Source organism: Duganella sp. 1224 (assembly GCF_013408245.1).
GTDB lineage: Bacteria > Pseudomonadota > Gammaproteobacteria > Burkholderiales > Burkholderiaceae_D > Rugamonas.
On record NZ_JACBYS010000001.1, the window covers coordinates 1,933,535 to 1,958,990 of the forward strand.

At 66.6% G+C, this 25,456-nt stretch carries 22 protein-coding genes and 1 pseudogene; 7 read left to right on the forward strand and 16 right to left on the reverse strand.

The features are described 5' to 3' along the window. Window positions 1–113 precede the first annotated feature (113 nt). Window positions 114–1,610: an FHA domain-containing protein gene (locus FHW58_RS08535; RefSeq protein WP_179672605.1), complete on the forward strand. Its 1,497-nt coding sequence runs from the start codon at window positions 114–116 to the stop codon at window positions 1,608–1,610. 6 nt (window positions 1,611–1,616) lie between these two features. Here the strand turns inward: FHW58_RS08535 and FHW58_RS08540 are convergent, their stop codons facing one another. The 4 genes from FHW58_RS08540 to FHW58_RS08555 form a co-directional block, all read right to left on the reverse strand. Continuing rightward, on the reverse strand, window positions 1,617–2,498 hold the full coding sequence (locus FHW58_RS08540; protein WP_179672606.1) for a pirin family protein: 882 nt from the start codon (window positions 2,496–2,498) through the stop codon (window positions 1,617–1,619). Between the two features lie 4 nt (window positions 2,499–2,502). After that, window positions 2,503–2,901, reverse strand: a complete 399-nt coding sequence (locus FHW58_RS08545; protein WP_179672607.1) for an OsmC family protein — start codon at window positions 2,899–2,901, stop codon at window positions 2,503–2,505. Window positions 2,902–2,967: 66 nt separating this feature from the next. Then, window positions 2,968–3,540, reverse strand: coding sequence for a nucleotidyltransferase family protein (locus FHW58_RS08550; RefSeq protein ID WP_229265091.1), 573 nt, complete (start codon window positions 3,538–3,540; stop codon window positions 2,968–2,970). Further along, a complete protein-coding gene (locus FHW58_RS08555; RefSeq protein ID WP_179672608.1) occupies window positions 3,537–4,283 on the reverse strand; it encodes an AAA family ATPase in 747 nt (248 codons plus the stop codon). The genes FHW58_RS08550 and FHW58_RS08555 overlap by 4 nt, the downstream gene beginning before the upstream one ends. A 48-nt stretch (window positions 4,284–4,331) precedes the next feature. On the opposite strand from FHW58_RS08555, the gene FHW58_RS08560 reads away from it, so the two are divergent. Next, complete coding sequence (locus FHW58_RS08560) at window positions 4,332–4,976, forward strand: GNAT family N-acetyltransferase (RefSeq protein ID WP_179672609.1); 645 nt, start codon at window positions 4,332–4,334, stop codon at window positions 4,974–4,976. Here the strand turns inward: FHW58_RS08560 and FHW58_RS08565 are convergent. The 9 genes from FHW58_RS08565 to FHW58_RS08605 form a co-directional block, all read right to left on the reverse strand. After that, window positions 4,957–5,643, reverse strand: a complete 687-nt coding sequence (locus tag FHW58_RS08565) for a YjjG family noncanonical pyrimidine nucleotidase (protein ID WP_179672610.1) — start codon at window positions 5,641–5,643, stop codon at window positions 4,957–4,959. The two genes, FHW58_RS08560 and FHW58_RS08565, sit on opposite strands and share 20 nt — an antisense overlap. Continuing rightward, complete coding sequence (locus FHW58_RS08570; RefSeq protein ID WP_179672611.1) at window positions 5,640–5,984, reverse strand: zinc ribbon domain-containing protein YjdM; 345 nt, start codon at window positions 5,982–5,984, stop codon at window positions 5,640–5,642. Before FHW58_RS08570 ends, FHW58_RS08565 begins: the two co-directional genes overlap by 4 nt. Window positions 5,985–6,020: 36 nt before the next feature. Continuing rightward, entirely contained in the window at window positions 6,021–8,321 is a 2,301-nt protein-coding gene (locus tag FHW58_RS08575; RefSeq protein WP_179672612.1) for a bifunctional serine/threonine-protein kinase/formylglycine-generating enzyme family protein, read from the reverse strand. 21 nt (window positions 8,322–8,342) lie between these two features. Further along, on the reverse strand, window positions 8,343–10,592 hold the full coding sequence (locus FHW58_RS08580) for a hypothetical protein (RefSeq protein WP_179672613.1): 2,250 nt from the start codon (window positions 10,590–10,592) through the stop codon (window positions 8,343–8,345). An 89-nt stretch (window positions 10,593–10,681) separates the two neighbouring features. Then, a complete protein-coding gene (locus tag FHW58_RS08585) occupies window positions 10,682–11,806 on the reverse strand; it encodes a hypothetical protein (protein ID WP_179672614.1) in 1,125 nt (374 codons plus the stop codon). Beyond that, on the reverse strand, window positions 11,803–13,131 hold the full coding sequence (locus tag FHW58_RS08590) for a hypothetical protein (protein WP_308937267.1): 1,329 nt from the start codon (window positions 13,129–13,131) through the stop codon (window positions 11,803–11,805). The genes FHW58_RS08585 and FHW58_RS08590 overlap by 4 nt, the downstream gene beginning before the upstream one ends. Next, on the reverse strand, window positions 13,132–13,719 hold the full coding sequence (locus tag FHW58_RS08595; RefSeq protein ID WP_308937268.1) for a hypothetical protein: 588 nt from the start codon (window positions 13,717–13,719) through the stop codon (window positions 13,132–13,134). 11 nt (window positions 13,720–13,730) lie between these two features. Beyond that, window positions 13,731–15,074 carry a hypothetical protein gene (locus FHW58_RS08600; RefSeq protein WP_179672616.1) on the reverse strand — a complete coding sequence of 448 codons (1,344 nt, stop codon included), beginning with the start codon at window positions 15,072–15,074 and terminating at the stop codon, window positions 13,731–13,733. 81 nt (window positions 15,075–15,155) lie between these two features. Continuing rightward, a complete protein-coding gene (locus FHW58_RS08605; RefSeq protein WP_179672617.1) occupies window positions 15,156–18,698 on the reverse strand; it encodes a penicillin-binding transpeptidase domain-containing protein in 3,543 nt (1,180 codons plus the stop codon). Between the two features lie 187 nt (window positions 18,699–18,885). On the opposite strand from FHW58_RS08605, the gene FHW58_RS08610 reads away from it, so the two are divergent. The 4 genes and pseudogenes from FHW58_RS08610 (at window position 18,886) to FHW58_RS08620 (ending at window position 20,738) form a co-directional block, all read left to right on the forward strand. Then, window positions 18,886–19,119, forward strand: a complete 234-nt coding sequence (locus FHW58_RS08610) for a hypothetical protein (protein ID WP_179672618.1) — start codon at window positions 18,886–18,888, stop codon at window positions 19,117–19,119. A 243-nt stretch (window positions 19,120–19,362) separates the two neighbouring features. Next, window positions 19,363–19,545 (forward strand): annotated as a pseudogene (locus FHW58_RS27915) (YXWGXW repeat-containing protein); the annotation flags it as partial. Window positions 19,546–19,662: 117 nt separating this feature from the next. Continuing rightward, window positions 19,663–20,073, forward strand: a complete 411-nt coding sequence (locus FHW58_RS27920) for a hypothetical protein (protein ID WP_373996669.1) — start codon at window positions 19,663–19,665, stop codon at window positions 20,071–20,073. After that, window positions 20,073–20,738, forward strand: a complete 666-nt coding sequence (locus FHW58_RS08620; protein ID WP_179672620.1) for a ribonuclease HI family protein — start codon at window positions 20,073–20,075, stop codon at window positions 20,736–20,738. Before FHW58_RS27920 ends, FHW58_RS08620 begins: the two co-directional genes overlap by 1 nt. A 1-nt stretch (window position 20,739) precedes the next feature. Here the strand turns inward: FHW58_RS08620 and FHW58_RS08625 are convergent, their stop codons facing one another. Then, entirely contained in the window at window positions 20,740–21,315 is a 576-nt protein-coding gene (locus FHW58_RS08625; RefSeq protein ID WP_179672621.1) for a TetR/AcrR family transcriptional regulator, read from the reverse strand. Between the two features lie 88 nt (window positions 21,316–21,403). Between FHW58_RS08625 and FHW58_RS08630 the strand changes: the two genes are divergently transcribed. Continuing rightward, window positions 21,404–22,201 carry an SDR family NAD(P)-dependent oxidoreductase gene (locus tag FHW58_RS08630; RefSeq protein WP_179672622.1) on the forward strand — a complete coding sequence of 266 codons (798 nt, stop codon included), beginning with the start codon at window positions 21,404–21,406 and terminating at the stop codon, window positions 22,199–22,201. Between the two features lie 21 nt (window positions 22,202–22,222). Here the strand turns inward: FHW58_RS08630 and FHW58_RS08635 are convergent, their stop codons facing one another. Together FHW58_RS08635 and FHW58_RS08640 are read right to left on the reverse strand one after the other, a co-directional pair. Next, complete coding sequence (locus tag FHW58_RS08635) at window positions 22,223–23,740, reverse strand: prolyl oligopeptidase family serine peptidase (RefSeq protein ID WP_179672623.1); 1,518 nt, start codon at window positions 23,738–23,740, stop codon at window positions 22,223–22,225. Window positions 23,741–23,788: 48 nt separating this feature from the next. Then, window positions 23,789–25,399 carry a methyl-accepting chemotaxis protein gene (locus FHW58_RS08640; protein WP_179672624.1) on the reverse strand — a complete coding sequence of 537 codons (1,611 nt, stop codon included), beginning with the start codon at window positions 25,397–25,399 and terminating at the stop codon, window positions 23,789–23,791. Between the last annotated feature and the right edge of the window lie 57 nt (window positions 25,400–25,456).

Below are 25,456 nucleotides of genomic sequence, written 5' to 3' on the forward strand. Positions count from 1 at the left end.
TGCAAAGTTTGCCAAACAGAGCGAAAACCGCATAAACTTGCGGGTATCCCATCGGTCGGTTTGTCATGAAAAAATGCAGTAATGCCCAGCACCCGCATTGCACCTTCTGGGTCATGCCAGGAACGCAAACTTGTGAAGGCGGCCACGCCCAAACGGAAGCGTCCAGCTACGACCTGCTGACTGCCCTGCGCTCCAACCGTGCCGCCTCGCCGGCCACGGTGCTGGATGCCGTCCCTTCGTCGCCACAAGCCCAGGCCGCCGAACCATCGCACAACTACGCACGTCCGCACCAACGCGCGCAAGCGCCACGCCCGCAGTTGCACATCAGCGGTTTCGACCCGCGCGCGGCCGGCGGCCGCCAGACGCTGAAGATGGAACTGCGCGGCATGCCGGACGCCTGCGCGCCGCAACTCACGCTGCAACTGCAGTCGGACCTGATCCCCAACGGCGCCGCGCGTCAGCACTTCGTGCGCGCGGTCAGCGGCGAATGGCGCCCCGTGTTTGTCGAGTTTTCGTCGCGCGGCAAGGAACATGGCCAGTACCAGATCAGCATCGAGCTGCTGAGCCAGCATCCTGGCATGGCGGCGCGCAAATGGGTGTGTACCTTCGTCATCCTGGTGCCGCGCCTGGACGCCACGCTGACCGAAATCCACCGCATCTTCCTCAGCACCCACAAGAACGTGCGCGTGATGGCGGACGACGCCTCCATCGCCCGCGTCAGCGCGCAGGGCGGCGACAGCCTGGATATCGACGTCACCGCCCGCAACGCCGGCATCGCCCACCTGGACCTGAACGCGCCGGCCGGCAAGGTGGACCTGGGCTTTTCCACCATCGCGTGGGACGAAGACCTGATCGAGATCGACATGCCGCAAGCGGCCGCCGTGCATCCGCACACCACGCGCGCGGCGTCGCTGGTCAACGCCGCGCCGGAAGCCGGCGCGCAGCGCCAGATCCGCCTGTTCGCAATGGAAGAATGCGTGATCGGCCGCTTTGAGCTGGTCGATCCCGAGTCGGACCTGATGCTCACCCACTACACGGAAAACGGTCAGGAAACCAACGGCCTCACGCGCCGCCTGTCCGGCCGCCACGCCATCATCCGCCGCTCCGGCCTGGGGTTTGAAATTGAAGATGTGTCGCGCTACGGCATCCTGCTGGATGGCGTCTGGCCGGGCAAGCACAAGCCGACCGCGCTGCGCCTTGGCATGCGGATTGAATTCAGCGCCAGCATCAAGGGCATCGTCACGCTGTCGGTTTCGGCCATCATGCCGCATGGCGTGATCCTGCACCGCGTGGACCACGGCGCCAACGCCGAATGCTTCTACCTGCTGGCGCCGGACACGCATCCTGGCTATCCGGTCAAATCCTTCCCGGCCGCGCCGCATGCGGCCGCGCTGCCGCTGCTGCTGCACCGGGATGGCGGTTTCTGGCACCTGGACCAGTTGACCGGCAAGGAAACCGCGCTGGCGCCGGCCGTCTCGCTGGATAAACTGAGCCGCGTGCCACGTCACACCCGCTTTGCCAGCGATCCGTATCCGGAACACTGGATCATCCGCACCGGCGCGGATGACATGTACAGCACGGTGGCGGCGAACGCCATGTCCACCGCCTGATTCTCCTTACGCCGCCGGCTTCTTCGCCGGCAGCGGAATCCAGTCCGTCTCTCCGGGCACCGGCGTAAAGCGCTGCGCTTCCCAGTCATCGGCCGCTTGCGAAATGCGTTCCTTGCGCGACGAAACGAAGTTCCAGTACATGAAGCGGTGGCCGTCCAGCGGCTCGCCGCCGATCACCACGAAGCGCGCATCCGCATTGGCCTTCACGCGCTGGGCGCCGGTGGTGTTCAGCAGCGCCATGGTGTGCAGCTCCAGCGGGGCGCCGTCGATTTCCAGCGCGCCGCCGATCGGGTAGATCGCCGCTTCCGCCGGCAGGCTGTTGAGCACCAGTTCATTTTCCGCCGGCAGCGCCACGTCCAGATACAGCGTCTGGCTGAAGGTCTGCACCGGCGAGGTCTGGCCGAAGGCCGATCCAATCAGCACGCGCACCTTGGCGCCGGCCACGTGCAGCTCGGGAATGGCGCTGGCTGGCGTATGGCAGAAGCCAGGCTCCGTCTCTTCGTGGGCCACCGGCAGCGCGGCCCACAGCTGCAGGCCGTGGGTGCGGTGCGGCTTGCCGACCAGGTCTTTCGGCGTGCGCTCGGAGTGCACGATGCCGCTGCCGGCGGTCATCCAGTTGACGGCGCCCGGCTCGATGCGCTGGACCGTGCCCAGGCTGTCGCGGTGGTCCATCGCGCCTTCAAACAGGTAGGTCACGGTGGCCAGGCCGATGTGCGGGTGCGGACGCACGTCGTGGTCGGCGTCCAGCGGCACGTCGACCGGGCCGAAATGGTCGAAGAAAATGAACGGGCCGACCGCCTGCTTGGCAGCAGATGGCAGGAAGCGGCGCACCATCAGGCCACCGCCCAGGTCTTTCTCGTGGCCCTTCAGCAGATTCGTCACGCTCATGGTGTTATCCCAGTTTGGTGGTCACTTCGGTGGTTACGGCGGTCATCAGCTTGTGGACCGGGCATTTTTCGGCGACGGAGAGGAGTTCCGCGCGCTGGGCGTCGGTCAGTTCGCCGGTCAGGTGCAGCGTGGCGTTGAGGCGGTAGACGCCATGGCGTTCCTCCTTGTCGTCACGCTCCATCGTCACTTGTACGTCTTCCACCGGGATGTTCTTGCGCTTGGCATACCAGACCACGGTCAGCGCCTTGCAGGCGCTCAGCGCAGCATCATACAGATCGTGCGGCGACGGGCCGGCGTCGCTGCCACCTTCTTCCGTCGACACGTCGGCGGAAATGATGTGGTTGCGCACGTGAACGATGTGGCGCATCGGCAGGGATTGATCACGCAGGGCTTTGATAGTCATTCTGTGTTCCTTGTGGCGTTGAATCAGAACCGACAATGTACACCGAATGAAGGAGTTGTGCTTCTACTAAAAGACGGTAACTCGCGGCCACCGCTCAGCATAGCGCTTCTGCGCCACGCGCTGGCGGTAAGCCTCCATGCTGACGCGTGCCGGATTGCGGCGCACGACGCAGTTGAACAGGTCATCCAGGCCATGCGGCGCGATCACCTCGATCATGTCGTCCGCGCGAAGGCAAAGTCCAACTGATGTGGCGTATTCCGGCCAGGATGCCACGGCGGCATGCAGGGACGGCAACGGCTCCACGGCGTGGCCGAAGTACGCTTCAAACCAGTGGTGCACCGCAGCCTGGTTTGTCACTTCCCAAGGCACCTGCGGCAAGGCCGCTTGCAGTCGGCGCTGCAGTTCGGCGTCGCGCTCAGGTCGCAGGTTGGCGGCGTCAAAATAGGCGACATCGATGTCCGGCAGGTGCGATGGCGTCGGGTAGCCGTGCAGATTGTCCCACACCAGGTTGCGGACCGCGCCCGCGCCAATGCACCACGACGGCAGCGCCAGATCGCGCACCGCGCGCAACGCCTGCATCAGCCATTCCGCCTCGCGCGCCATGTGGCGCAGCAGCTCCCGCATTGCCTGCTCGTTCATGCCGAAAGAAGAATGTCCAGCATGCGCTGGGGATTGAGCACGAAATCGTGCATGATCTGGAAGTGCTCGGTGTCTTCGTAGTGTACGCGCTTGAGGCCCGCTTCCGAGCAGTGAAACACGTCCGCGTCAGGGTAAGCCATCAGGATTGGCGAGTGCGTTGCGATGACAAACTGCGAATGATCGTTGGCCAGTTGGTGGATGCGGCTCAGCAGCGCGAGCTGGCGTTGCGGGGACAGCGCTGCTTCCGGTTCGTCCAGGATGTAAAAGCCATTGCCGCCAAAGCGGTGCATGACCAGCGACCAGAACGACTCGCCATGCGATTGCTCGTGCAGCGACTTGCCGCCGTACGAGTTAATCACCGGGGGCCCGCCCGGCCCCTTGTCCAGCTCTTCGATTGCCGTCGCCAGATTGAAGAAGCTTTCTGCCCGCAGGAAAAACCCGTCGCGCGCTTGCTGGATGCCCTTCACCAGACGCAGATACTGATGCAGCTCCGAATGCGAAGCCCGGGTCTGGAATCCGAAATTCTTGGTGCCGCCTTCCGGATTAAAGCCGAAAGCGACAGCGATCGCCTCCAGCAAGGTCGATTTGCCCGAGCCGTTCTCGCCAACCAAAAACGTGACCTTGGGATGCAACGGCAGCGTGTTCAGGTGGCGAACAGCCGGCAAGGAAAAGGGGTAGCGCTCAAAGTCCGCCACCGCCTCCACCTTCAACCGCACCTGCTGCACGTACTGAGTAGAGATCATACCGCTTCCAGTTTTATAATCAGCCAAGGATAACATCAAGCGTGAGGAATGATGAGCAATGTCGACCCGCAGTTGCTGGCCAGCTGGCTGGCCGCCCGTTCGATCGCGCGCGGCCTGCCGGCGCCGGTGCCGGACCGTGGTGGCCTGCGGGTGGAGACTGGCCAGCCGGAAGAGCTGCGGCGCTATGTCTTCGCCGGCCCCAACGCGGGGATCAGCGAACTGGCGATGGAAATCAGCGAACCGCGCGTGTTCATCAAGATGTGCGGCCGCCAGGAGCAGTTGCTGGCGCGCGTCAACCCGCGCTGGACGCCGCAGCCGGACGCCTACCTGATGACCAAGGAGCCGGGCCGCAATCCGGTGCCGTCACTGCCGACCGGCTACTGGATGCAGGTCGCCACCGAAGGCCGCACCACCATCGCCCGCATCTACGCGGAAGACGACACGCCGGCCGCCAGCGGCTACGCGGTCGAGCATGACGGCGTGTTCGTCTTCGACCGCATCGCCACCGACGCCCGGCACCAGCGGCAAGGTCTGGGCGCCGCGCTGATGGCGGCCTTGGGCACGGCGCAGCAATCGCAAGCCGCGCAGCGCGTGCTGGTGGCCACCGAACAGGGACGCGCGCTGTACGCCACGCTGGGCTGGCGCGTGCTGTCGCCCTACGCCACCGTCGCGCTTATCCCAGCAGACGGGTAATCTCGTGCAGGCTGCTGGCCTCGTAGGTCGGCACAGCCTCGGATTGATTGGCCAGGCGGCCCGGATTGAACCAGCAACTATCGATGCCGTAACGGTTTGCGCCGAGGATGTCCGCATCCAGCCGGTCGCCGATGATGATGGCTTCGTGCTTGGCAAAGGGCCGCGCCATCTTCGACGCGTATTCAAAAAAGCGCACATCCGGCTTGGCATAGCCCGACGCCTCGGAGGTCGAGACGAACGAGATATGCTGGCGCAGGCCGGACTTGACCAGCCGCTGGTTCTGGATCGCTTCCACGCCGTTGGTGATGATGCCCACCTCGCCGAAACCGGCCAGCGTTTCGCACAGCTGCAAGGCGCCGTCGATCAGCACCACCGTATCCGACAGCGATTCCAGATACAGGCGGCTGGCCGCTTCGGGATCCAGCGCCAGGCTGTGTTCCGCAAACGTCTTGCGGAAACGCTCGACCTTGAGGAAGTCCTTGGTTACGGCGCCGGTTTCAAAGCTGCGCCACAGCGCGAGATTGATCTCCTGGTAGCGCGGGAATAGCGCAGTCAGGTCGGCGGCTACGCCCAGCGCCTGCACGGTGCGCTCGAAAGACAGCTGTTCGGACGCCTTGAAGTCCAGCAGCGTGTCATCCAGATCAAACAGAAAGAGCTTGTGCTTCATACGACTTTCTTCACGAATTCCGTCTTCAGGCTCATCGCGCCAAAGCCGTCGATCTTGCAATCGATATCGTGGTCGGCATCGACCAGGCGGATATTCTTGACCTTGGTCCCAACCTTGACAGTGCCGCCGCCGCCCTTCAGCTTCAGGTCCTTGATCACGGTGACGGTGTCGCCGTCCTGCAGGATATTGCCGACCGAATCGCGGTAGATGCGCGCACCCTCCTCGGCTTCCGCCGCGGCGCCGGCGCTCCACTCATGCGCACATTCTGGGCAAACCAGACTGGCGCCGTCTTCATACGTGTATTCGGACCCGCATTGTGGGCATGGTGGCAAGGCGCTCATGGATAATCCTGACTTTCAAAAGCCAGGGAGTATACCTCATGCGAGCTTGCGGGCGACGCGGAAGCCAACGATGTCGTTGGCCAGCACCGCCGAAAAGCCGTTGCGCACGGCGGAGCGCAGATAGCGCGGGTTGTACAGCCACGAACCGCCGCGCAGCACGCGCCGCGCCGGATCGCCGCCCTCTTCCCACGCGCTGCCGTCCGCCGGCGCCCCCACGTAGTTATCGTGCACCACGTCCTGGGTCCATTCCCACACGTTGCCGTGCATGTCGAACAGGCCCCACGGATTGGGCTGGAAGGCGCCGACCTTGTTGGTCCCCTGCAGATAGGTGCCGCGCTGGCCGCCGTTGTAGGTGTAATGGCCGTCGTAGTTGGCCTGCTCGGTGCTAATGGTGTCGCCGAAGCTGAACGCTGTCTTGGTGCCGGCGCGGCAGGCGTACTCCCACTCCGACTCGCTGGGCAGACGATACGCGTGGCCGGTCTTCTCCGTCAGCCAGCGCAGGAACAGCTGCGCGTCGTTCCAGCTCACGCCCACCACCGGATGCTCGTCGCTCTGCTTGAAACCCGGATCGCGCCAATCGGTGTCCGACTGCGATTCCCAGCCGGTGTCCTTGACGAAGCGCTTCCACTGGCCCACCGTCACCGGGAAACGTCCCAAAGCAAACGAATAGTCGATACCGACCCAGTGCGCCGGCTGTTCGCGGTCCAGCCAATTCTTCTGCGCGCCGGCCTTGACCGCCAGCGCCTGCTCGTGTTCCTGTGAGCCCATCTGGAAACGGCCGGTGGGGATCAACACCAGATCCGGCCCGGCGCCCGAGCCATCGACAAAGCGGTCGCGCAACACGCCGTTGGCATCGGCCACCGGCGCGCTGGCCGTCATCGCCGCCAGTTCGGCCGCGTGGCGCTCGGCCTGCTGCTTGCGATGACGCTCCTGCTCCTGGCGGTAGGCCACTTCCGCCTTCAGCTGCGCGGCCTTGCGCTGCTGCTCCTCGCGCTCCTCGCGGGCTTTTTTTGCATCGGCCTCGCGGCGCGCCTGCAACTGCTCGCGCAGCACCTGCTTGCGCGCCTGCGCGGCGGCCTCCGCCTCGGCGCGCTGTTTGGCCTCGAGCGCGCGGCGCTGCTGTTCCTGCCGCTGCTTGTCCACCGCAGCGGCTTCCAGCTCCGCCTTGCGGCGCGCGGCCAGTTCGGCCACCATCGCCTTGCGCTTTTCTTCGGCCTGGCGCACCTTTTCGGCTTGCGCGGCCGCTTCCTTCTGGCGCAGTTGTTCGCGTGCCGCCTGCTCGCGCGCGGCATGCTCGGCCTGCACCGCCAGTTCTGCCTCGCTCGGCCCGGCGGCGCGGCGCAGCTCCGCCAGCAATTCATTCACCGATGCCGGACGGCGCTCCTGCAGATACGCAAAGCCGTCCTGCAGCACTTTCCATTGACGCTCGTTCAAGCCGCGCGGCGGCGAGGGATGAAAATCCGCTGGCCGCATATCGTCGAATGGCATGCGGCCTTCCAGCAGCTGGTAGATCATCACCGCCACCGCGTACACGTCCAGCTTCGGCGCCGGCTGGCGTTGATGCGTGCCGGCTTCCGGCGCGCGGTAGCCGGCGGTGCCGGCATTCGGCGTCTGCAAACCGAGGCTGCTGCCGGCGCTGCGCGCGCGCGAGGCGATGCCGAAGTCCAGCAGTTTGATTTCGCCGCGCGGGGTCAGAAACACATTACCCGGCTTGATGTCGCGGTGAACCAGCTTGTGCTTGTCCCATGCGTACTGCAACGCATCGCCGATCGGCGCCAGCAGCTTGTAGACCGATTCCAGCGGCAGCGGCCCCTGCTCGGCCAGATACGCATCCAGATCCTGCCCTTCCAGGTACTCCATGATGATGAAGTAGCTGGAGGTGGCCGGGTCCTGCGCCCACTCGTACACGCGGACGATGTTTTCATGCGCCAGCTTGCGCGCCTGCGTGGCTTCCTCGATCAGCAGCTTGGCGTGGGTGGCGCTTTGGGTCAGCTGCGGCGGCAGGATTTTCAGCGCCACCTGGTCGCTGTGCCCCAGCTCCGCGTGCGTGGCGAGGTCGGTCGCCAGCCACACCTGCCCCATGCCGCCCATGCCGATCAGGCGTTCCAGCCGGTAGCGGCGATTTTGCGGTCCGATCTCCTGGCCGGTCATCAGGCCCAGTTCCGTGCCCTGGCGCTGCGGACGCGCCGCCTCGGCGGGCGTGCCCTGGCCTCCCGGCGGCGCGTACTCCGCATCCAGGATGGCGTTCTTGCGACGGTCGAACTCTTGGAGACTTAACAGACCGTCATCATGTAAGGCCCGCAATTCGCGGATCTTGTCTCTTGCTGTTTGCATCATTACCCGAACTATACGCGTTCCTTACGAAACGATGGGGGCGCCGCATTCGGCGCAGAATTTGTCACGCTCGCGACCCGGCGGCACCACGTGGCCGTTGGCGCAGCGGTGCACCGCCGGCATAACGGCCACCGGCGCACCGGCGCGCGCCACGCCGATGCCCAACTGGCTCTGCGTGGTCAGCGCGCTGGCGCTGGCGGCGTTCTGGATATGCAGCAGATCGACCTGATGGCGGCGATCCTTGTCCAGCTCCGCGTCGCGGTGCGCGCGCTCTTCCAGCACGCGTTCATACGCCATGCGCGCCGCCTCCACCGGCGTGACGCCCTGCTCGGCCGCCACCACCTGCGACAAGGCCTGGATCTGCTCCGCCGTCATGCCACCCTGGATTTGCAGTTTCATGATCTGCGCCACCGCCTCGGCGTTGGACGGCGCGGCCACGGCGGCCAGCGCCATGTCGCTCAGGCGGCCCATGGTTTCCATGCGGCGGATTTCGTGATCCTGCTGCGATTCCTGTACCGTGAGCGCGGCCGCGCGCTCCTGCTCGAACTTCTTCAACTCGCGCTGCCACGCCGCTTCCTGCTCACGCTGCTTGATGATCTGGCGCTGCTCCTCCACCGCCAGCTCGTCCAACATCGCCTGTTTGGCGCTGGCCTGATTCTGGCGCGCGTGGATGCCGTCCGCCTCGATGGTGCGCAGCAGCTTTTCGTACTGCGCGATGGCGTCCGCCTGGGCGCCGGCGCGCTTGAGGTCTTCGATCTTCTGGTTGATTTCCGCCACCTGCACAGTGTTGGCGGCATCCTTGACCGCTTCGCCGCGCAGCAGCTCGCGCTGGCGCGTCAACGCCAGTTGGTCTTCCCACTCCTGCACGCGCTCGGCCTCGCGGCGGCGCGCGGCGTGGGCGAGGGTCATGCCCTGAATGCGGGCGGCGTGGGCTTCCGCTTCGATTTGCAGCTCGCGTGCTTTTTCGTCCTTCTCGCGCTGGCGCAGCGCGGCCAGTTCGCTGCGTTTGTGCGACTCGTCCTCGATCAGCAAGGCTTGCGCGATCTGGTTTTCAATCGCCTGCTGTTTCAGTTGATGCGACAGCCGCTGCTGCGCCAACTGGCGCTGTTCGACGGCGGTCTGCTGCAACACTTCCAGTTCGGTGCGCATGCGGATCTGCGCCAGCTGGCGCACGTGATCCCAGTCGGCCTGCTCGCCCTGGCGGTGCGCCTTGTTTTTCGCCAGTTCGTGCTCCAGGTCCGCCAGTACGGTGCCCGCGCCTTTGTCGATGGCGACCTTGCGCGTCTTGGAGTCCATCACGCGGCTGTAGAGTTCCACCTCGCGGGCGCGTAGCGCTTGTACGCGTTCGGCTTCCTTCAGCGTCAGCTCGGCCTTGTTGACGCTGGCGTCCTGGCGCAGCTCGGCCCGGCGGAACTCGGTCTGCATCTTCTGCTCTTCGCGCCAGATGGTCTGCCACTCTTCCTCGGTGTAGATCTGGTCCAGCTGTTTGACGTGCGCCAGTTGCACGTGGCGCTCGTCCGCCACCAGCCACAGGGTGCCGATGCGCTCGCGGTTATGGTCGAATTTGTCGTGGCGCAGCGCGGCGGTTTCCACGCCGTCCACCGCCATGCCATAGGTGGCAAGGCGCTGTTTGAGCGCGGCTTGCAGGCGTTCGTTCAGTTGCAGGCGCAGGTCGGCGTTGCCGGCCATTTCGCGGATCGAACGGCTGCCGACAAATTCCGCCGCCAGTTGGCGCACCGAGGGTTCCAGCAGCTCGTGCAGGTGCTGGGTATTGACCACGCCCGGCACGGTCATGAAGTGCTGTGCGAACGCCGGCACGTTTTCGATGCGGATGGCGATGCTGAAGCGGGCCGAAATTTTCAGGTGCTCGGCCGTGTGCAGGTCGCTGAACGAGAATTCGACCGGCAGCGGCAAGGTGCGGGTGATGAGGATTTCGGCGTTCTGGTTGCGCAGCAGGTGGTTCAGGCGCGTGAAGAAGCCTTCGATCTCGTATTCGCCTTGCGGCACTTCGGTGGCTTTGTCGGCTTGCAGGATGTAGGCGCGGGTCGTGGCCGGCACGCGCAGGGTCTTGGTAAAGATGCCGGACAGCGTGCTGACGCCAAAGTAGACGGCCAGTTCGTTATCGCCGGGGATCCAGCGGTTGTCGCGCAGGACCGGTTCATTGCGCGGCGCGCCGAGGGTCAGGCCGCAGTGCTTGCAGTAGCCCGACTGGTCGCCGTTTTTGTGCTCGCACCGCGGGCATTTGACGCCGCCAAAACCAAACATTTGGAACATGCCAGACTCCTTCTACGATTCATCTTCCAGGCTTGCCTGCGATCTGCCGATTTTAGCAGGGCGAGCGTGGTTTGCTTCTTGCGCACGGTTTAAATCATGCCTATCTTGTCAATGCAGGCCAGGCTGGCGCCTTTTTGGCGCAGCCCGGCCGCAAATCCGGGCGGTAAATGGTCTTGCCAGTCCTTGGGCAGCAGGACGCGGTCGCCGGTGTTTACTTGATTGAATATCAATTCCAGCTTGGGTGTGCGGCCGTCCACGGTGTCGACGCGGCCGGCGTGCCAGGCGCTGGAGCAGCCGCTGGCGATGATGCGGCCGCGCGGCACAAATTCTCTTCCCCGCGCCAGCCGGTCGGCCATCACCAGTGCCAGCTGGTAGGAGCCGCCCTGGAAGCGCGGCTGGTCAAAGCGGACCACGGTGCGCCAGCGGTTCAGGCCTTTGCCGTCGTAGTGGCGGGCGGCGGTGAGGGTTTGTTTGACTTCCTGCTGGGCGGTCAGGTCCAGGCCGGGGGCGGCGATGGTGTCTTCTTCGGCGCTGGCGGGGGCTTCGAGCGGGAAGACGCTGACGTCGACCCAGCCGAGGGTGTCGTGGATGCCGCCGCTGTGTAGCGGGAACCAGGCGCGCACGGTGGAGACGGCGGCCGATGGGTCGGCGTGGCCGGTCAGCGCGGCCAGGTGGGTGATGCGAAGCGTATTGGCGGCGGTGGCGCCGACGCTGGGCGCGGCCGCAACGCTGGCGGTGGTCGCGGCGCTGGTGACGGTGGCGTCGCCAGTGTCGCTGGCGGCGTTGGTCGCGTGGGCTGGTGTCTTGACTTGGGCGGCTTGGTGGACGATGCCGGTGACGCGGCCGGTGTGCCAGGCGTCCGAGTGGCCTTGGGCGATGGTGACTGTATCGGGCTTTGTCGGATGCAGGCCGCGTACCATGCGGTCGGCGAGAACGGCGGCCAGTTCCCAGTCGCGTTCCGTGGCGGTGGGCGTAATGTCCATGCTGATCACCACTTGGTCACGGCTGTCGAGCCGCGCTTCGGTGTGGCGCGCGAGGCGCACGATTTGCTGCATGCGTTCCGCGATGGCCGGGGCGTTGGGGACGGTGCATTTGACGTCGGCGCGATTGGCGCGGGGGCGGCGGCTGGCGGTGATGGCCAGGGTGCGTCCGTCGGCCAGCACGGTGCGGCATTCGGCGTTGGTGGGGACGGCGCTGATGGAGATAGTGCTCATAGCGAGGGTTCCGTGCGTTCGATGTGGGGTGTGCGGCGCAGGGACAGGCCGGTTTCCAGGTTGGTGCAGATGCGGTCTGCTTCGTCCATCAGCGATGGCCATTGCTGCGGGGCGGCCAGTTGAAGACGGGCTAGCAGGGACCAGGCTTCGTCCAGCGCTGTCTGGGCGATCATGGTTTGGGCGGCACGGCCGGTCTGGTCGGCGGCAGGCAGTGGTTGGTCGGGGGCGGCCCAGGCTAGCGATGGCATGGTGTTGACGTTGAGTGCAGCCATGTGCAGGCGCAGCAGCATCGTTTGGTGCTGCTGGAAGAGTGGCAGGCCTTCGGGAAGGTTCAGGATACGTAGTTCGCCGCTCAGGGCGGGCAGTTCAAGGAACAGGCGTCGCAGGGCGCGGGCGTCGGCAGCGCGGGCGCCTGTGGCGGCGCGCGTGTGGGCGTTGGCAGCGCGGTCGTCTGTCGCGGCGCGCGTGTGGGCGTCGGCAGCATGGGCGTGGACGGCGGCGATGGCTGCGGCATCGGCGGCATCAGCGGTTGCAGCGTCGGCGGGCGGCGGCGTGGCGGATTCGGGGACCGGCAAGGCGGCCGCAGATGGGGGCGCGGACGAGGCGAACGCGGTGGTGGTGGCCTCGTGGCGCTGGGTGTTTGTTGCGACGCTTGTTTCGGCATTGCTGGCTCGGGGTGGCATCGTGGCGGCTTGATCTGGCGGGGCGGCTTCGGCGGCGAGGCGGGCGCGTTCCGCTACGGCGGCTTCCCGCGCGCGATGCTGAAGTATGGTGGCGTAATCGATCTGGTCGCCCAGATCAACCGGCACGCAATCGTCCACGGTGACGCCGTAGCGCGTGTACATCAGCTGATTCAGGCCGGCGCGGAAGGCGTGCCACTCTTCCAGCGTCGTGCAGGGCGGCAGTTCCAGCGCGCCTTGCGCCAACTCGGCCTGCAACGCCATCTCGGCCGCCGAAGCAAAGCCGGCCAGCTCCAGCCGCCCTGCCGTCTCGCTGTACAAATACAAGTCAAAACGCTGCCGCGATACACGCGGGTTGGCCGTATCCACCACAAACCGCAACCGCAAGCCCCACTCCGGCGCCGACGCAAACGGCAGCACATCCACCGTGTACGGCCCCGGATGAAAGCAGAACGCCATCTCGCCCTGCTCGCACGTCACCTTGCCCGCAGCCAGGCGACGCGCATGACCGGCGGCGTTGAAGACCACCACGGTGCTGTGGACCGGCGCGACATCGCCATCGTCGAGACGCAGTGCGATCAACGTTTCTCCCAGACCGCCCGTATCGGCGGCCGGCTTGCGGCGGCGGCTGAATAATCCCATCATCTACGGCGCGACCGGTTCAACGGCAAAGCCGGCTCCATACAGTTGAAAATGCGACGCCGGCGCGGTGGCAAACGGCCAGGCGCGCTCACATTCGCCATCCGCATCCAGGCGCCCCTGCAGCACGATGGCGCCGCCGCCGTCGATGACGCGCAACTGCGGCTGTTCGCGCAGCAGGTGCGCGGCAAACGGCGCTTCCGCCGACAGGCTCAATATCACCTGCCAGCCGCCGTCCTGCGGCAGGAAATGCAAGGTCCAGTGGCCATCGTCGGTGACCAGCGTGTCCAGCGCCGTGGCGGTTGACGCCGCGCGCAGCATGCCCTGGCTGCCGATCCATACCGGATCGTTGGCGGCTTGCGGCGGCTGCGCGGCCAGCACGGCATAACGCTCCAGCGACAACTGGCGGAAGCGGCGCAGCGTCAGCGGCGACGAGGACAGGGCCTGGCGCTCATTCGGCGTCAGCGCGCGGCTGCCGTCCAGCGCGGCCCGCAGCGTGGCGTCGGCCAGCATCAGGCGGTCGCCCGGCACGGCGCGCGACAGCAATAGCCGCTCGCGCAAGCGCGCATCCAGATCATCTTGTGCTGAGTTCAAATCGTTCTCCTTCATCGTGCCCCCGCTGCTTGCAGCCTGGCGATTGCTTCATTGCGGCGCTTGCGCAGCGTCGGCATCGAAATCTGGTCCAGCGTCGCCAACTGCTGCAACGTGGGCAGCTCGCCGGTGGCCGGGTCCAGCCAGGCGTCGGGATAGGTGTCATCCGCAGCGCCCAGCAGCTTGTGGTACACGGCCAAGCGGACCGGCAGCGACTCGTCGCGCAACATGCGCACCGTCCAGCTGCCGGATTCCTGCGCGGCCCGCGCCATTTCCAGATAGCGGAGGGGCAGGGAAAGACCGGCGGCGCGGGTCTGCTCGGCGAGCAACTCGGCGTCGGTTGGCGCCGGGTAGTCGCCGTCCGGGGCGGCTGCGGCGGCGGAAGCGGAAGCGGCATCGGCAGCGGCATCGGCGTCCACGTCATCGCCGGCATCCGGCGCGGCGAGGATGCGGTCCTCGTCGTGCGGCTGGCCGCTGGCCTCCGCCCGCTCGGACTCGCCGATCACGCGCCAGTAGTCTTCCAGCCACAGCGCGGCCTCGCCGGCATCTCCCTGCCACTCCTCCGCACTGTCCATATTGGCGGACAATTCCTCATAATCGCCGATCTCCGTCAACAGCGACGCAATCTTGTCAGGACTGTTTTTCAGGCTGGCGAAGCGCTTGGACCTGGTGTGCAAGGGCCCCGGCGCGCCGCCGAACCGCTCCAGCGTCTCGCTCCAGCGAATAATCCATTCGGCCTTGCAGCCGCCGATGGTCTTCATCTGCCGCACCTCGATCGGCGTGCCGGCCAGCGGACGGCCAAGTATCGCGCCAACCTGCGCCGCGTGCTGCTCCCATGCCATAAACAGGCTGGAAATCTCGCGATACGCAGTATCCAGCATCCGGTAGGTGTAAATTTTGTTGGGTGAACAATCCCGTCCAGTGGCGACGATGTAGTTGTCCGCATCGACCTTGTCGCGCAAGGTGGCGTACATGTCGTTGACCTTCTTGCGCAGCACACCCTCGGCAGCCGCATCGAGCCAGAAGGCGCCGCTGCGCGCATGTTCGCTGGCCATGGCGGTGGCGAACGCGTTCCAATACGCAGGTTGCGCCTGCAGTTCGTACAACAGGCCAAGCGACAACTCGCACACGCTCTCGCCGTAGCTATTGCCCTCCGCCTCGCCACGCGCGGTGCGTGACTGCGCGCGCAGGCACGCCGCTACCGCGTCGGTATAAGCGTCGAGCAGCAGCGCGTACCGCTCGGGGTCGAGCACCTGGCGCATCTCAATCTGCCGGAAGGCCTGCAACGAGCAAAGTCCCAGCAGCTTGCGCACTTGTTCCCAGCCGTGCTCCTGGTACCGGGTTCCTGGCAAGCGCATAAATTCCTGTAAGTGAGGGTAAATCAAAAGGCTTTTCAAGAATGCCATAAAAAGGCGGTTTGCATTATCCCGTTTACAAGGCTATTTCCCCTTCTGTTCACCGTTCTGCGCGGCCAGCGTGGACAGGATGGCGGCGATGACCGGCGCCGCATGTTCGCCGCCGGTGGCGTCGGAATGGCTGACGAAGGCAGCCATGGCGAGGCGGTGACGCTGGCCGGGCAGGCTGCCCGCCTCCAGCCAGCCGGTGAACCAGACGGTGGCCGTGTCGTCGCCGGTGGGCGCGGTGCCGGTCTTGCCATACAGGCCGGGACGCACAGCGGCCAGCGCGGCGCCGCGGAAGGCGCCGGCGCCGGTGCCGACATCGACCACGCCTTTCATGCCGGCCTTGATGCGGTCCAGGCGGATGCCAAGCGGCGCGGCGGTCGGCGTGGCGGCGTCGCGGCCATCCAGCGACAGCAGCATGCGCGGCGTAACCACCCTGCCCTGTCCCACCGTCGCCGAGGCCAGCGCCATTTGCAGCGGTGTGACCTGCATGCGCAGGCCGATGGACATCTGGCGCAGCTCGTGGCGGGTATGAATCGGGTCCATGTGGGCGGGCGTCGATTGCAGCGCGTCCCAGGTGCGCCAGGTGTAATCGGCTGGCAGCAGGCCGCCGTCGAGGCGCTGCGCCTGCTCGAAGCCCAGCCGGTGGGCGGCGGCCACGATGGGCCGCACCGAGTCCAGCGCATCGGCGTCGAGCGCCTGCAGGTCGGGCGCGCCGCCGTCCGGGCGGCCGAACAGGCTGCGGTCACTCAGTTCGCCGGACCAGGCAAACCAGGTATTCAGGCTGTAGGTCAAGGCTTGCGCCAGTCCGAGGCGGCCTTCCTGCGCGCGGCGGTCCAGGCTTTGTTCGCGGTAGTTGGTGATGTGGGCGAGGCGCGGGTTGAGGGGATAGCTGGCGGCGTCGGTCTGGAAGCCGTAGCCGCGTTGCGCGGCCAGGCGGTTGATGGCTTGCAGCGGCATGCCGCCGAGCAGCGCGTCGATTTGCGGATCGCTTTGGGCGGCCAGTTCCAGGCCGAGCGCGCTGACCACCTTGAAGGTGGAGCCGGGGCTCTGGTGGGCGCCGCCGTCGTGCTGCAGGGCCGGCAGGCGCAATGGGCTGCGCGCGGGGCTGGTGCGGTCGAAGTCGCGCACTTCGGCCCAGTTGGCGGGGCTGACGTCGCCCGCGCCGGCGCCTGCGGCGGCGAGGATGTCGCCGGTTTCGGTGTCAAGGATAACCAAGCCCGCGTGGCGGCCTTCGGGCGCAGGCTGGCTGCCGGCGCAGCGGCCGGCTTCCCAGCGGCCGCGGTGCATGGCGACGCAGTCCAGCACGCGCTGGCTGAGGGCTTGTAGCGGCAGGTCGAGCGTCAGCGTCGCGTTGATGGGGCCTTGGGGCGCGGGCAGGCGGGCGAGCATGCCCGCGATGCTGTTGACGTGCTCGGTGCTGACGCCGAGCAGCGGCGCCAGGCCCGCTTCCACTGCCGATTCGCTTGGTGTGCCGTCGGCCCAGAGCGCGGTGCCGTTACGGTCTTGCAGCTGGACCGGTGATGGCGCGCTGGCGCGGTTGGCGGTGTTGTCGCTCTGGGTCAGCGCTTGCCAGATCAGGCGGCCGTTTGCCACGCGCAGGTGGCGGTATTTTTGATCTTCCGGTGTGTTGAAGTCGAGTGGCTGCACGTCGAGCTGGATGGTGCGGGCGCCGGCTTGCAGCGTCAGGGCGATTTGTTGGACGTCGTTGCTATTGGCGCAGGAGCGGCCGGTGCACGCTGGCGAGAATTGGGCGCTGGCGCCGCTGATGCCGCTGCCGACGCGGCCGGCGATCAGCAGGTGCAGGACTTCGCCGCCGCTGGCGGTGCGCGGCAGGGTGAGTGTGAGGTGGACGACCGGGCCGTTCTGGCCTGGTGCCTGGGCGTCAGCGGCTTGCGGCCAGCGGGCGACGCGCGTCCAGGGCTGCCAGCCTTGTGGCAGTGTGGCGAACAGGCGGGATGCGGCGACTGGCATCTGGGTGGTGGTGGCGATCATCATCGGCGCGTTGTTGGCGGCGTTGGATGCGCCGCCGGTGCTGGCGTTCCAGTCCGGCGTGAGGTTGTCCGGGGCTTTGATGCGCCAGGCCAGCAGGCGACGTTCGCTGTTGTAGATGTCGATTTGCTGGCGGACGTAGGCGCCGTCGGCCTGGTAGTACAGGCGTTTGAAGAGTTTTTTGGTGGCGGCGCCGGGGGCGACCTGCTTCCAGTTGCTGAGTTCTGCGGCGCGGTCGGCGGATGGCGCGGCTTGCCATTGCGGCAGGTCGCGCGGGGCGATCTCGATGGCGCCATTGGCGGTGAGGCGGATCAGGCCTTGGGCTTGCAGGGCTTCGAACAGCGATTGGTCTTCCAGCGGGGCGGGGGCGGCGTTGGGGACTTGGTACTGGCCGGGAGCCAGGTAGGCGGTGACGGCGCGGTCGTGCGCGGGAAAGGCGGCCACCAAGGCGGGCGTGGCGGCGCCAGGCAGCACGGCGCTAATCGGCGATGAGGCGGTGGCGAGCGGCGATGTGATGCCGGCGGGCGATGGAGTGGCGGGACGGTACATTTGCACCAGCAGTTCGCCGGCCTGTGGGCACATGGCGTTGGCGCGGCGTTCGATGCGCAAGGCGGAGTTGGCGCCCCATAATAGCCATCCTTGCTGGCGCAGCGCGACCTGGCCGGTGGCGCCCTGCTCGATCTGGCCGAAGCTGGCGTCGCTGAGCCAGCGGGCGTCGCCCTGCCGCGCGCGCCAGCTGAGTTTCAGCGGTTCGCTGGACGGATCGGTGAAGTCGGCGCGGGCCGTGCCTTCGATGTCGATTTCGGGCATGGCGTCGCTGGCGGCGGTGCGGTCTGCTACCAGCAGGACGTTGCGCAGCGAGATCTGGACGCTGGCGTCCTGGTTACGCGCGACCCAGCGTGCGACGTCGTCGAAGCGGTAGCCGAGGCGCAGCGGCAGCAGGCGTGGGTCGCCGGGTCCGCGCATCTGGCTGCACAGGTCCACGCGCACTGGCGGCGCGGCCCGCAGGCCGGAGACGATCAGCAGCGAACCGCCCGGGTGCAGGCTGGCACTGACGCCCGGCTGCCCGGGCACCTCGAAGCGGATGCCCGGCAGGACGTTCTGGTAGGCGTTGGCGGCACGCACGTTGGCGGCGGATTGCGGCGTGCTGGCGGTGGACGCGGCCAGATGGCGCGCATGGCCGGCAATCAGGGCGCCGCCGCCTAGCGTCGCTACCACCCCTGCAATCGCTATCCAGACCACACGCGCGGGGAGCACGCGGCGACCGTGGGTCGGCACGGTGCGGCTGGCGTATGGTGGCGCAGCGCCTGCGGCGTGTGACGCTATGCCAGCGGCATGTGGGGGCGAACCCGACGCGGACGATGACGGCGATGCCGGTGCCGGTGCCGATGGCGATGGCGATGGCGATGGCGATGGCGATGGCGATGATGGTGCATGATCGGCGCGCGGCGCGTGGTAAGACGACACCAGCGTCATGGCCGGACGTCCGTGCTGTCCTGCGCGTTGTCCGGCGCGCAGGTTGGCGCTGCGGCGGCGGTCGCGGCGGCGCGCGTGCCAGGCTTGCAGAATGGTGCTGAAGAATCGCGGCATAAGCCCCTCACGCTGGTGGACGGTATCTGCCAGCCTTAGCCGAGGGGCAAGGAAAAGCGGCCATCGCGCCAAAATGCATTTCGGGCCGCAAAAGCTGCGGCTCGTCGCAATCCCGGTGCGCCTTGCGGGGGCTTTGGATACAGTGACTACATCGAAACTCAATTCAACCACCGCAAGGAGAGACAACATGAACGTCCTGAAAAACTTTGAAGCCATCTTCGTCGTCACCGTCGCCCTGGCTTGCGCCGCTGTGTACTCGGTCGAAACCGCACCTGTCGCCACCGCCGCTTCGGCCTCCGGCATGCAAGTCGTGGTGGTCAGCGCCAAGCGCATGACGCAAGAGCAAAAGCTGCAGTCGCTGCTGGAAGAACGCGCCACCACCATGGCCGCCGACAGCACCGTCAAAGCGAGCAAAATTTGAGCGCCCGCATCCCCTTCGCCTGGACGCCCGGCCACGCCGTCGCGTAACAGGCGAAGCTTCCCCGCCGGCGCCACTCTGTTCGCCACCGCACACAGCCTCCACGCAGCTTTGTGTCATATGTAAAAAGTTGCATCATCCGGCACGCACCGTTGCCGCACTTGATATAGTTCATTCCAAGCGCAACAGACAGCGCAGATAACAACGGAGGACTACATCATGATCAAGCCTATTTTTGCCACCGCCATGCTTGCGCTGAGCGCTGCGGCTTTCGCCCCATCCATCGCCTCCGCACAAGTCGGCGTCAGCGTCGTGATCGGCAATGCGCCGCCTCCCGCGCGCTATGAAGTCGTGCCCGCGCCGCGCCGCGGCTATGTCTGGGCGCCTGGTTATTGGAACTGGGACGGCCACCGCCACGTATGGTACGGCGGCCACTGGGAACGTGAACGCATCGGCAGCACCTGGCGTCCCGCGAACTGGGTGCGCGACGGCGGCGGCTGGCGTTTCGACCCCGGCGGCTGGTACGTCGTCGACGGCCCGTCCCGCGTGGACTACATCACCGTCGCGCCGCCACCGCCGCGCTATGAGGTGGTGCCAGCACCGCGCCCAGGCTACATCTGGTCGCCCGGCTACTGGGACTGGCGCGATAACCGCCATGTCTGGATCGGCGGTAACTGGATCGTCTCGCGCCCTGGCTACGTCTACACGCAACCACGCTGGTCGCAGCGCGACGGCCACTGGTATCGCGAAGAGGCGCGCTGGGAGCGCGGCCCGAACGGTGACCGTGACCACGACGGCATCCCCAACCGCTACGACCATCGCGACAACCGCTTCGACAACCGTGGCCGCGGTGACCGCGATCACGACGGCATCCCGAACCGCTATGACCGCGACCGCGATGGCGACGGCGTCCCCAACCGCTACGACCATCACCCCGACAACCGTCGCCGCGATTGATGGACCATCCCGCGTTTGACACGCTGGCCACGGCCGCCTACAAGGGCGAGCGCGTGGCCGCGCGCCGTCTGGCCGCGCGCATGCAGTTGAGCGAGGCGCAGGCCTTGCTGCAGGTGCTGACACTGGCCGCCGGCGCGCCGGGCCTCGCGCATCTGCTGGCCGAACGGGAGTCGCTGCGCCAGCGCGACGTCGCGCGGCGCCAGGCCAGACAGGCGGCCGGCGCGCACAAGCTGGCACTGCGCAAGGCCGGCTTGCAGCCGTCCGACGCCGCGTGGCGCGGCTGGTTCGATGGCTCGGCGCATCCGAATCCGGGCCAGATCGGCATCGGCGCCCTGCTCTGCGGGCCGGACGGGCAACGCGTCGAAATCAGCCGCCGCGCCGGCCATGGCAGCAGCAGCGACGCCGAGTATCTGGCGCTGACGGCGCTGCTGGAAGCGGCGCGCGCGCATGGCGCGCATGACCTGGTGGTGTACGGCGACAGCCAGGTGGTGGTCAACGACGTCAATCTCGGCGCGGCGCGCGGCGCCAAGGGCATGGATGCGCATCGCGCGCGCGTGGTGTCGCTGATGGCGGCGCTGGGCGGCGTGCAACTGCGCTGGGTGCCGCGTCACCGCAACGGCGACGCCGACCGGCTGTCGCAACAGGCCGCGGCCGCGCCAGCCTGAGTCAGCGCATCAAAAACGCCAGCAGTGCGGCGAGGTCGCGTTCCAGCGCGTCCGGCGCGGCCTCGGTCAGCGCCGGCAGCTCGACGATCTGCCGCATCAGCTGGACGCCGGCAATCAGCGCCAGCACCATGCCGGCGGTCTGGCCGGCATCGCGCGCCGGCAGCAGTTGCATCAACGGCGGCAAAAAATGCTGCTCGATTTTTTTGCGCAGGATGGCCGCCGCCTGCGAGTCGTTGGCGGAGCGCAGCATGATGAGGAAGCCGTCCATTGGCGTGGCATGCGGCGTGGTCTTGCCAACCAGTGCCACGGCGAGCGCGTGGCACAACGCCTGCCGGTCGCGCGCCGACGCCAGCGTCTCCGGTCGCAAGATGCCCGGCGCAGAAAACGCGGCATCCACCACCTCTTCAAACAATCCCTCTTTCGAGCCGAAATAGCGATTGATCAGCATGGCCGTCACGCCGGCCTGCTCGGCGATCTCGCGCACACCGGCCGCGTAGCCGGACTGGGTGAACGCATCGCGCGCCGCCGCCAGAATGGCTTGCCGTGTCGCCGCCCCTTTTTTCCCCAAAGCTTTCATTTGCAAACACCTGTATACATTTTCAGGACGAGAGTCTATAGTATCCAAAAATTCTACATGTGTAGAATTTTAAATCTGGGGAAAATGAATGGACTTGCAACTCAATCAAAAACGGGCACTGGTGACGGGTTCGACCACCGGCTTGGGCGAGGCGATCGCCCGGCAGCTGGCGGCAGAAGGCGTGTCAGTGGTGATCCATGGCCGTGACGCGGGCCGCGCGCAAACGGTGGCCGACAGCATCCGCCAGGCCGGCGGCCGTGCCGACATCGCCCTCGGCGACCTGGCCAGCGACGCCGGCGCGGACGCCGTGGTCGCGCAGGCACTGGCGGGCGGCACGATCGACATCCTGGTCAACAACGCCGGCTACTACCATCACCTGAACTGGACCACCGCCCTGCCCGACACCTGGATCGACACCTACCAGGTCAATGTGCTGTCCGCGGTGCGGATGATTCAACGGCTGGTGCCGGCGATGCGCGAACGGGGCTGGGGACGCGTGATCCAGATCGGCGGCGGCCTGGCCAGCCAGCCGATCCCGATGCAGCCGGACTACAATGCCTCGCTGGCGGCGCGCCACAACCTGGCGGTGTCGCTGGCGCGTGACCTGAAGAACACCGGCGTCACCTCCAACACCGTGGCGCCGGGCGCGATCCTGGTGCCGGCGGTGAAGCAGCTGCTGGAGAAGATGGCGCCGCAACGGGGCTGGGGCAGCACGTGGGAGGAGATCGAGCGAGGCTGCGTGCGCGACCTGGTGCCGAATGACGTGGGCCGCCTTGGCCGGCCGGAGGAAATCGCCGCCGCCGTCGCCTACCTCGCCAGCCCGCTGGCGGCCTACGTCAGCGGCGCCACCTTGCGCGTGGACGGCGGCACGATCCGCTCGGTGTAACAGCGGCGGCAATGCGCTGGCTCATTGCAACGCCTTCAGGCGCTCGACCGCGTGGTGGTTTTTCGCATCGAGCGCCAGCGACTGCTGGTAGCTGGCGATGGCGGCAGGCTGGTTGCCGACCGCCTCGTAGCCTTCGGCCAGACTGTCATGCAGGTTGCTGTCTTTCGGGTACAGCGATACGCCCAGCTTGAATATCTCGACGCCGGCCGGCGCGCGGCCGGAGCGCAGCAGTTCGTAGCCCCAGCCGTTGAGGTCCGACTCGGACAGCACGAACGCGTCGTCCTCGCCGTGCAGCCGCGTGTAGATGGCCACCGCGTGCTCAAAGCCGCGCCGGGACAGCTCGGCCGCAAAGCCGGCGCGCGTGGCGACCGGGCCGGTGTCGGCGGCGCGCGGCTCGTACAGCGTCATGTGGCGCGGCGCGCCGTTCTGCGTTGGCGAACGCTGGATGAAGGCCTGGCCGGCGGCGTCGTTCTTGAGGTAAGCGTCGACAAAGGCCAGCATGTAGCGCGCGGTCCAGTAGTAGGCCTGCTCGACTTCTTCTCGCGTGTAGTCCTCGAAATGCGACGGCGGCATGAAGCGCAGCGCGACCGGTGAAAAGTCGACGTGCACCATCGGCTGCATGACGATCTGGTACAGCTGCATGTGCCGCGCCGCGTTCAGCAGGCTGAAGGAAGTCTCGATGCCGCGCTGGTTGAGTTCCGAAATGGTGGCCAGCTTGCGCGAGATGTACAGCCACGGCACGGTCAGGCGCGACAGCGGCAGTTGTTTGGTCAGCGCCGGCTCGCGCGTGCCATCCAGGCTGATGACGGCGGAGATGCGGTTGTCGGCCGCCGCTGCGAACAGGCTGGTCATGCCGCCCCAGCTCCAGCCGGCAGCTGCAATGTGCGCGGTGTCGGCAAACGGCAGCGTGTGCGCGTAGGAGACGAGGAAGCTGATGTCGCGCGCCTGCGTGTCGGCGCCCTCGCGGTCCGCCGTCATCAGGAAGCTGCGCGTGCCAAGGTTGCGGCTGACGATGACCACATAGCCATGGCTGGCGAGGTATTCGCCGATGTCCGCCGCCTCGTTGGCGGCGCTGCCACCGCCCGGCGCGTACACCACCACCGGGTATTTGCCCGCCAGCGGCGCCGCGTCGCGCACGGCCCACATGCGCTGCGCGAATTTGGCCTTGGCCTGCGCTTCGCCTATGGCGGCGCTGGCGGATGCCAGGCGGGCCGCGACAAAGGCATCCACCTCGGCTTTGCCTAGGCCGTAGTTATCCTCGGTCGCCTCGGTGCGGATGTAATCGGAATAAGGGATGCGGGTGCCGGATGAAGAGGCGGCGGGATACCAGATCAGCGTCTGCACCGGACGGGCGCGTTCGCCAGTGAACGGCTGGCCGCTCACCACATCGTACTGCTCGCGGTAGCTGCGCGAATAATCGTACTGCTGAACGAGGCGGAAACCGACGCCGTGCGGGCCTTGCTCAAGATGGGCAAATCCGGTTTCGGCCCGGACCAGCGGCGCCAGGGCCGCCAGTAACACCAGCAGTACATATCGCATTCACACTCCCACGTAACGTAGCCTAAAAGGCAATGTTACGTGAAAAGCTCAGACACTGCGAGCAATTTGCAACTGCGGGCGGGAAGCGCGCGCGTGCGACAGGCGCGGCGTGCCGTCCACCTTGAACACGCTGACCGCCTGCGCCAGCGCGGCGGCCTGCTGCTGCATCGATTCCGCCGCCGCCGCGGCCTGCTCCACCAGCGCGGCGTTCTGCTGGGTCACCGCGTCCATCGAGCCGATGGCCTGATTGACTTCGTTGATGCCGGCGCTTTGCTCGCTGCTGGCGGCGGTGATCTCCGAGATCATGTCGCTGACCTTGTGCACGCTGGCGACGATCTCGTCCATCGTGGTGCCGGCATCGGCCACCAGCTTGCTGCCCTGGTTGACCTTCTCCACCGAGTCGCCGATCAGCGCCTTGATTTCCTTGGCGGCAGACGCCGAGCGCTGCGCCAGATTGCGCACTTCCGACGCCACCACCGCGAAGCCGCGCCCCTGCTCACCGGCGCGTGCCGCTTCCACCGCCGCATTCAGCGCCAGGATGTTGGTCTGGAAGGCGATACCATCGATCACCGCGATGATGTCGACGATCTTGCTGGACGACTGGTTGATCGAATCCATGGTGCCCACCACCTGCGCCACCACTTCGCCACCCTTCACCGCCACCTGCGCGGCCGACGCGGCCAGCTGGTTGGCCTGGCGGGCGTTGTCGGCGTTGTGGCGCACGGTGGAGGTCAGTTCTTCCATCGACGACGCGGTTTCCTCCAGCGCGCCGGCCTGCTGCTCGGTGCGGCGCGACAGGTCCTGGTTGCCCTGGGCGATTTCGCTCGACGACGTGGTGATGTGATCGGTGCCGGTGCGCACCTCGGTGACGATGGTGAGCAGGCTGGCGTTCATGTCCTTCAGCGCCGACAGCAACTGACCGGTTTCGTCGCGCGCGCTGTCGTCGATGTGGCCGGTGAGGTCGCCATTGGCCACGCGGCGCGCCGCTTCCACCGCTTCCTGCAGCGGCCGGACGATGCCGGTGGTCAGCAGCCAGGCGCAGGCGGCGCCCAGCGCCAGCACCAGCGTGGCCAGCACGAACAGCAGCCGGCGGCTGCTGTTGGCGATGTCTTCGATGTGGGCAGCGGCGGCGTCAATCTTGGCGCGCTGCATTTTCAGCAGCTCGACGATCAATTCCTGGTACTTGGCGGTGCCGGGCTTAAAGACGTTTTCAAAGACCTTGGTCGCTTCATCCAGTTCGCCGGCGGTCTTCAGCTTGTTGATCTGGTCGCGCGACGACAGGTAGACCTTGCGCTGCTCGCCGATGCGGGCGAACAGGTCTTTCTCATCGTCGTCCGAGATCAGCGTTTCGATTTTCTTTTGCAGTTCGCTGGAGGCGGCCGACGAGGCCTTGGACTCCTCGGCGAAGTAGGCGCCCAGCGACGGGTCGCTGCTGCGGGCGATCGCGGTGGTGCGGCGGATGCCGCTGTCGATCTTGCCGGACCAGTCGGAGATCATGCGCTCCTTGGCCAGCGGCACCTGCATCATTTCGCTGGTGGCCGAGGCCACGCCCTGCAGGCGCCAGACGCTGATGCCGGTGATCAGCACCGCAAACGCCAGGATGATCGTAAAGCCCAGCGCCAGGCGTTTGCCGATGCTGATATTCGCCAACACATTCATTCTTGCACCTACCTCTCAAAGTAAATCAAAAACAAAACTAACGGTATCAGCCTCGGG

Bases quoted from the DNA above. Each gene is read 5' to 3' on its own strand.
- FHW58_RS08535 (WP_179672605.1), top strand. From the start codon at position 114: ATGCCAGGAACGCAAACTTGTGAAGGCGGCCACGCCCAAACGGAAGCG.
- FHW58_RS08540 (WP_179672606.1), bottom strand. From the start codon at position 2,498: ATGAGCGTGACGAATCTGCTGAAGGGCCACGAGAAAGACCTGGGCGGT.
- FHW58_RS08545 (WP_179672607.1), bottom strand. From the start codon at position 2,901: ATGACTATCAAAGCCCTGCGTGATCAATCCCTGCCGATGCGCCACATC.
- FHW58_RS08550 (WP_229265091.1), bottom strand. From the start codon at position 3,540: ATGAACGAGCAGGCAATGCGGGAGCTGCTGCGCCACATGGCGCGCGAG.
- FHW58_RS08555 (WP_179672608.1), bottom strand. From the start codon at position 4,283: ATGATCTCTACTCAGTACGTGCAGCAGGTGCGGTTGAAGGTGGAGGCG.
- FHW58_RS08560 (WP_179672609.1), top strand. From the start codon at position 4,332: ATGATGAGCAATGTCGACCCGCAGTTGCTGGCCAGCTGGCTGGCCGCC.
- FHW58_RS08565 (WP_179672610.1), bottom strand. From the start codon at position 5,643: ATGAAGCACAAGCTCTTTCTGTTTGATCTGGATGACACGCTGCTGGAC.
- FHW58_RS08570 (WP_179672611.1), bottom strand. From the start codon at position 5,984: ATGAGCGCCTTGCCACCATGCCCACAATGCGGGTCCGAATACACGTAT.
- FHW58_RS08575 (WP_179672612.1), bottom strand. From the start codon at position 8,321: ATGATGCAAACAGCAAGAGACAAGATCCGCGAATTGCGGGCCTTACAT.
- FHW58_RS08580 (WP_179672613.1), bottom strand. From the start codon at position 10,592: ATGTTCCAAATGTTTGGTTTTGGCGGCGTCAAATGCCCGCGGTGCGAG.
- FHW58_RS08585 (WP_179672614.1), bottom strand. From the start codon at position 11,806: ATGAGCACTATCTCCATCAGCGCCGTCCCCACCAACGCCGAATGCCGC.
- FHW58_RS08590 (WP_308937267.1), bottom strand. From the start codon at position 13,131: ATGATGGGATTATTCAGCCGCCGCCGCAAGCCGGCCGCCGATACGGGC.
- FHW58_RS08600 (WP_179672616.1), bottom strand. From the start codon at position 15,074: ATGCGCTTGCCAGGAACCCGGTACCAGGAGCACGGCTGGGAACAAGTG.
- FHW58_RS08605 (WP_179672617.1), bottom strand. From the start codon at position 18,698: ATGCCGCGATTCTTCAGCACCATTCTGCAAGCCTGGCACGCGCGCCGC.
- FHW58_RS08610 (WP_179672618.1), top strand. From the start codon at position 18,886: ATGAACGTCCTGAAAAACTTTGAAGCCATCTTCGTCGTCACCGTCGCC.
- FHW58_RS08620 (WP_179672620.1), top strand. From the start codon at position 20,073: ATGGACCATCCCGCGTTTGACACGCTGGCCACGGCCGCCTACAAGGGC.
- FHW58_RS08625 (WP_179672621.1), bottom strand. From the start codon at position 21,315: ATGAAAGCTTTGGGGAAAAAAGGGGCGGCGACACGGCAAGCCATTCTG.
- FHW58_RS08630 (WP_179672622.1), top strand. From the start codon at position 21,404: ATGGACTTGCAACTCAATCAAAAACGGGCACTGGTGACGGGTTCGACC.
- FHW58_RS08635 (WP_179672623.1), bottom strand. From the start codon at position 23,740: ATGCGATATGTACTGCTGGTGTTACTGGCGGCCCTGGCGCCGCTGGTC.
- FHW58_RS08640 (WP_179672624.1), bottom strand. From the start codon at position 25,399: ATGAATGTGTTGGCGAATATCAGCATCGGCAAACGCCTGGCGCTGGGC.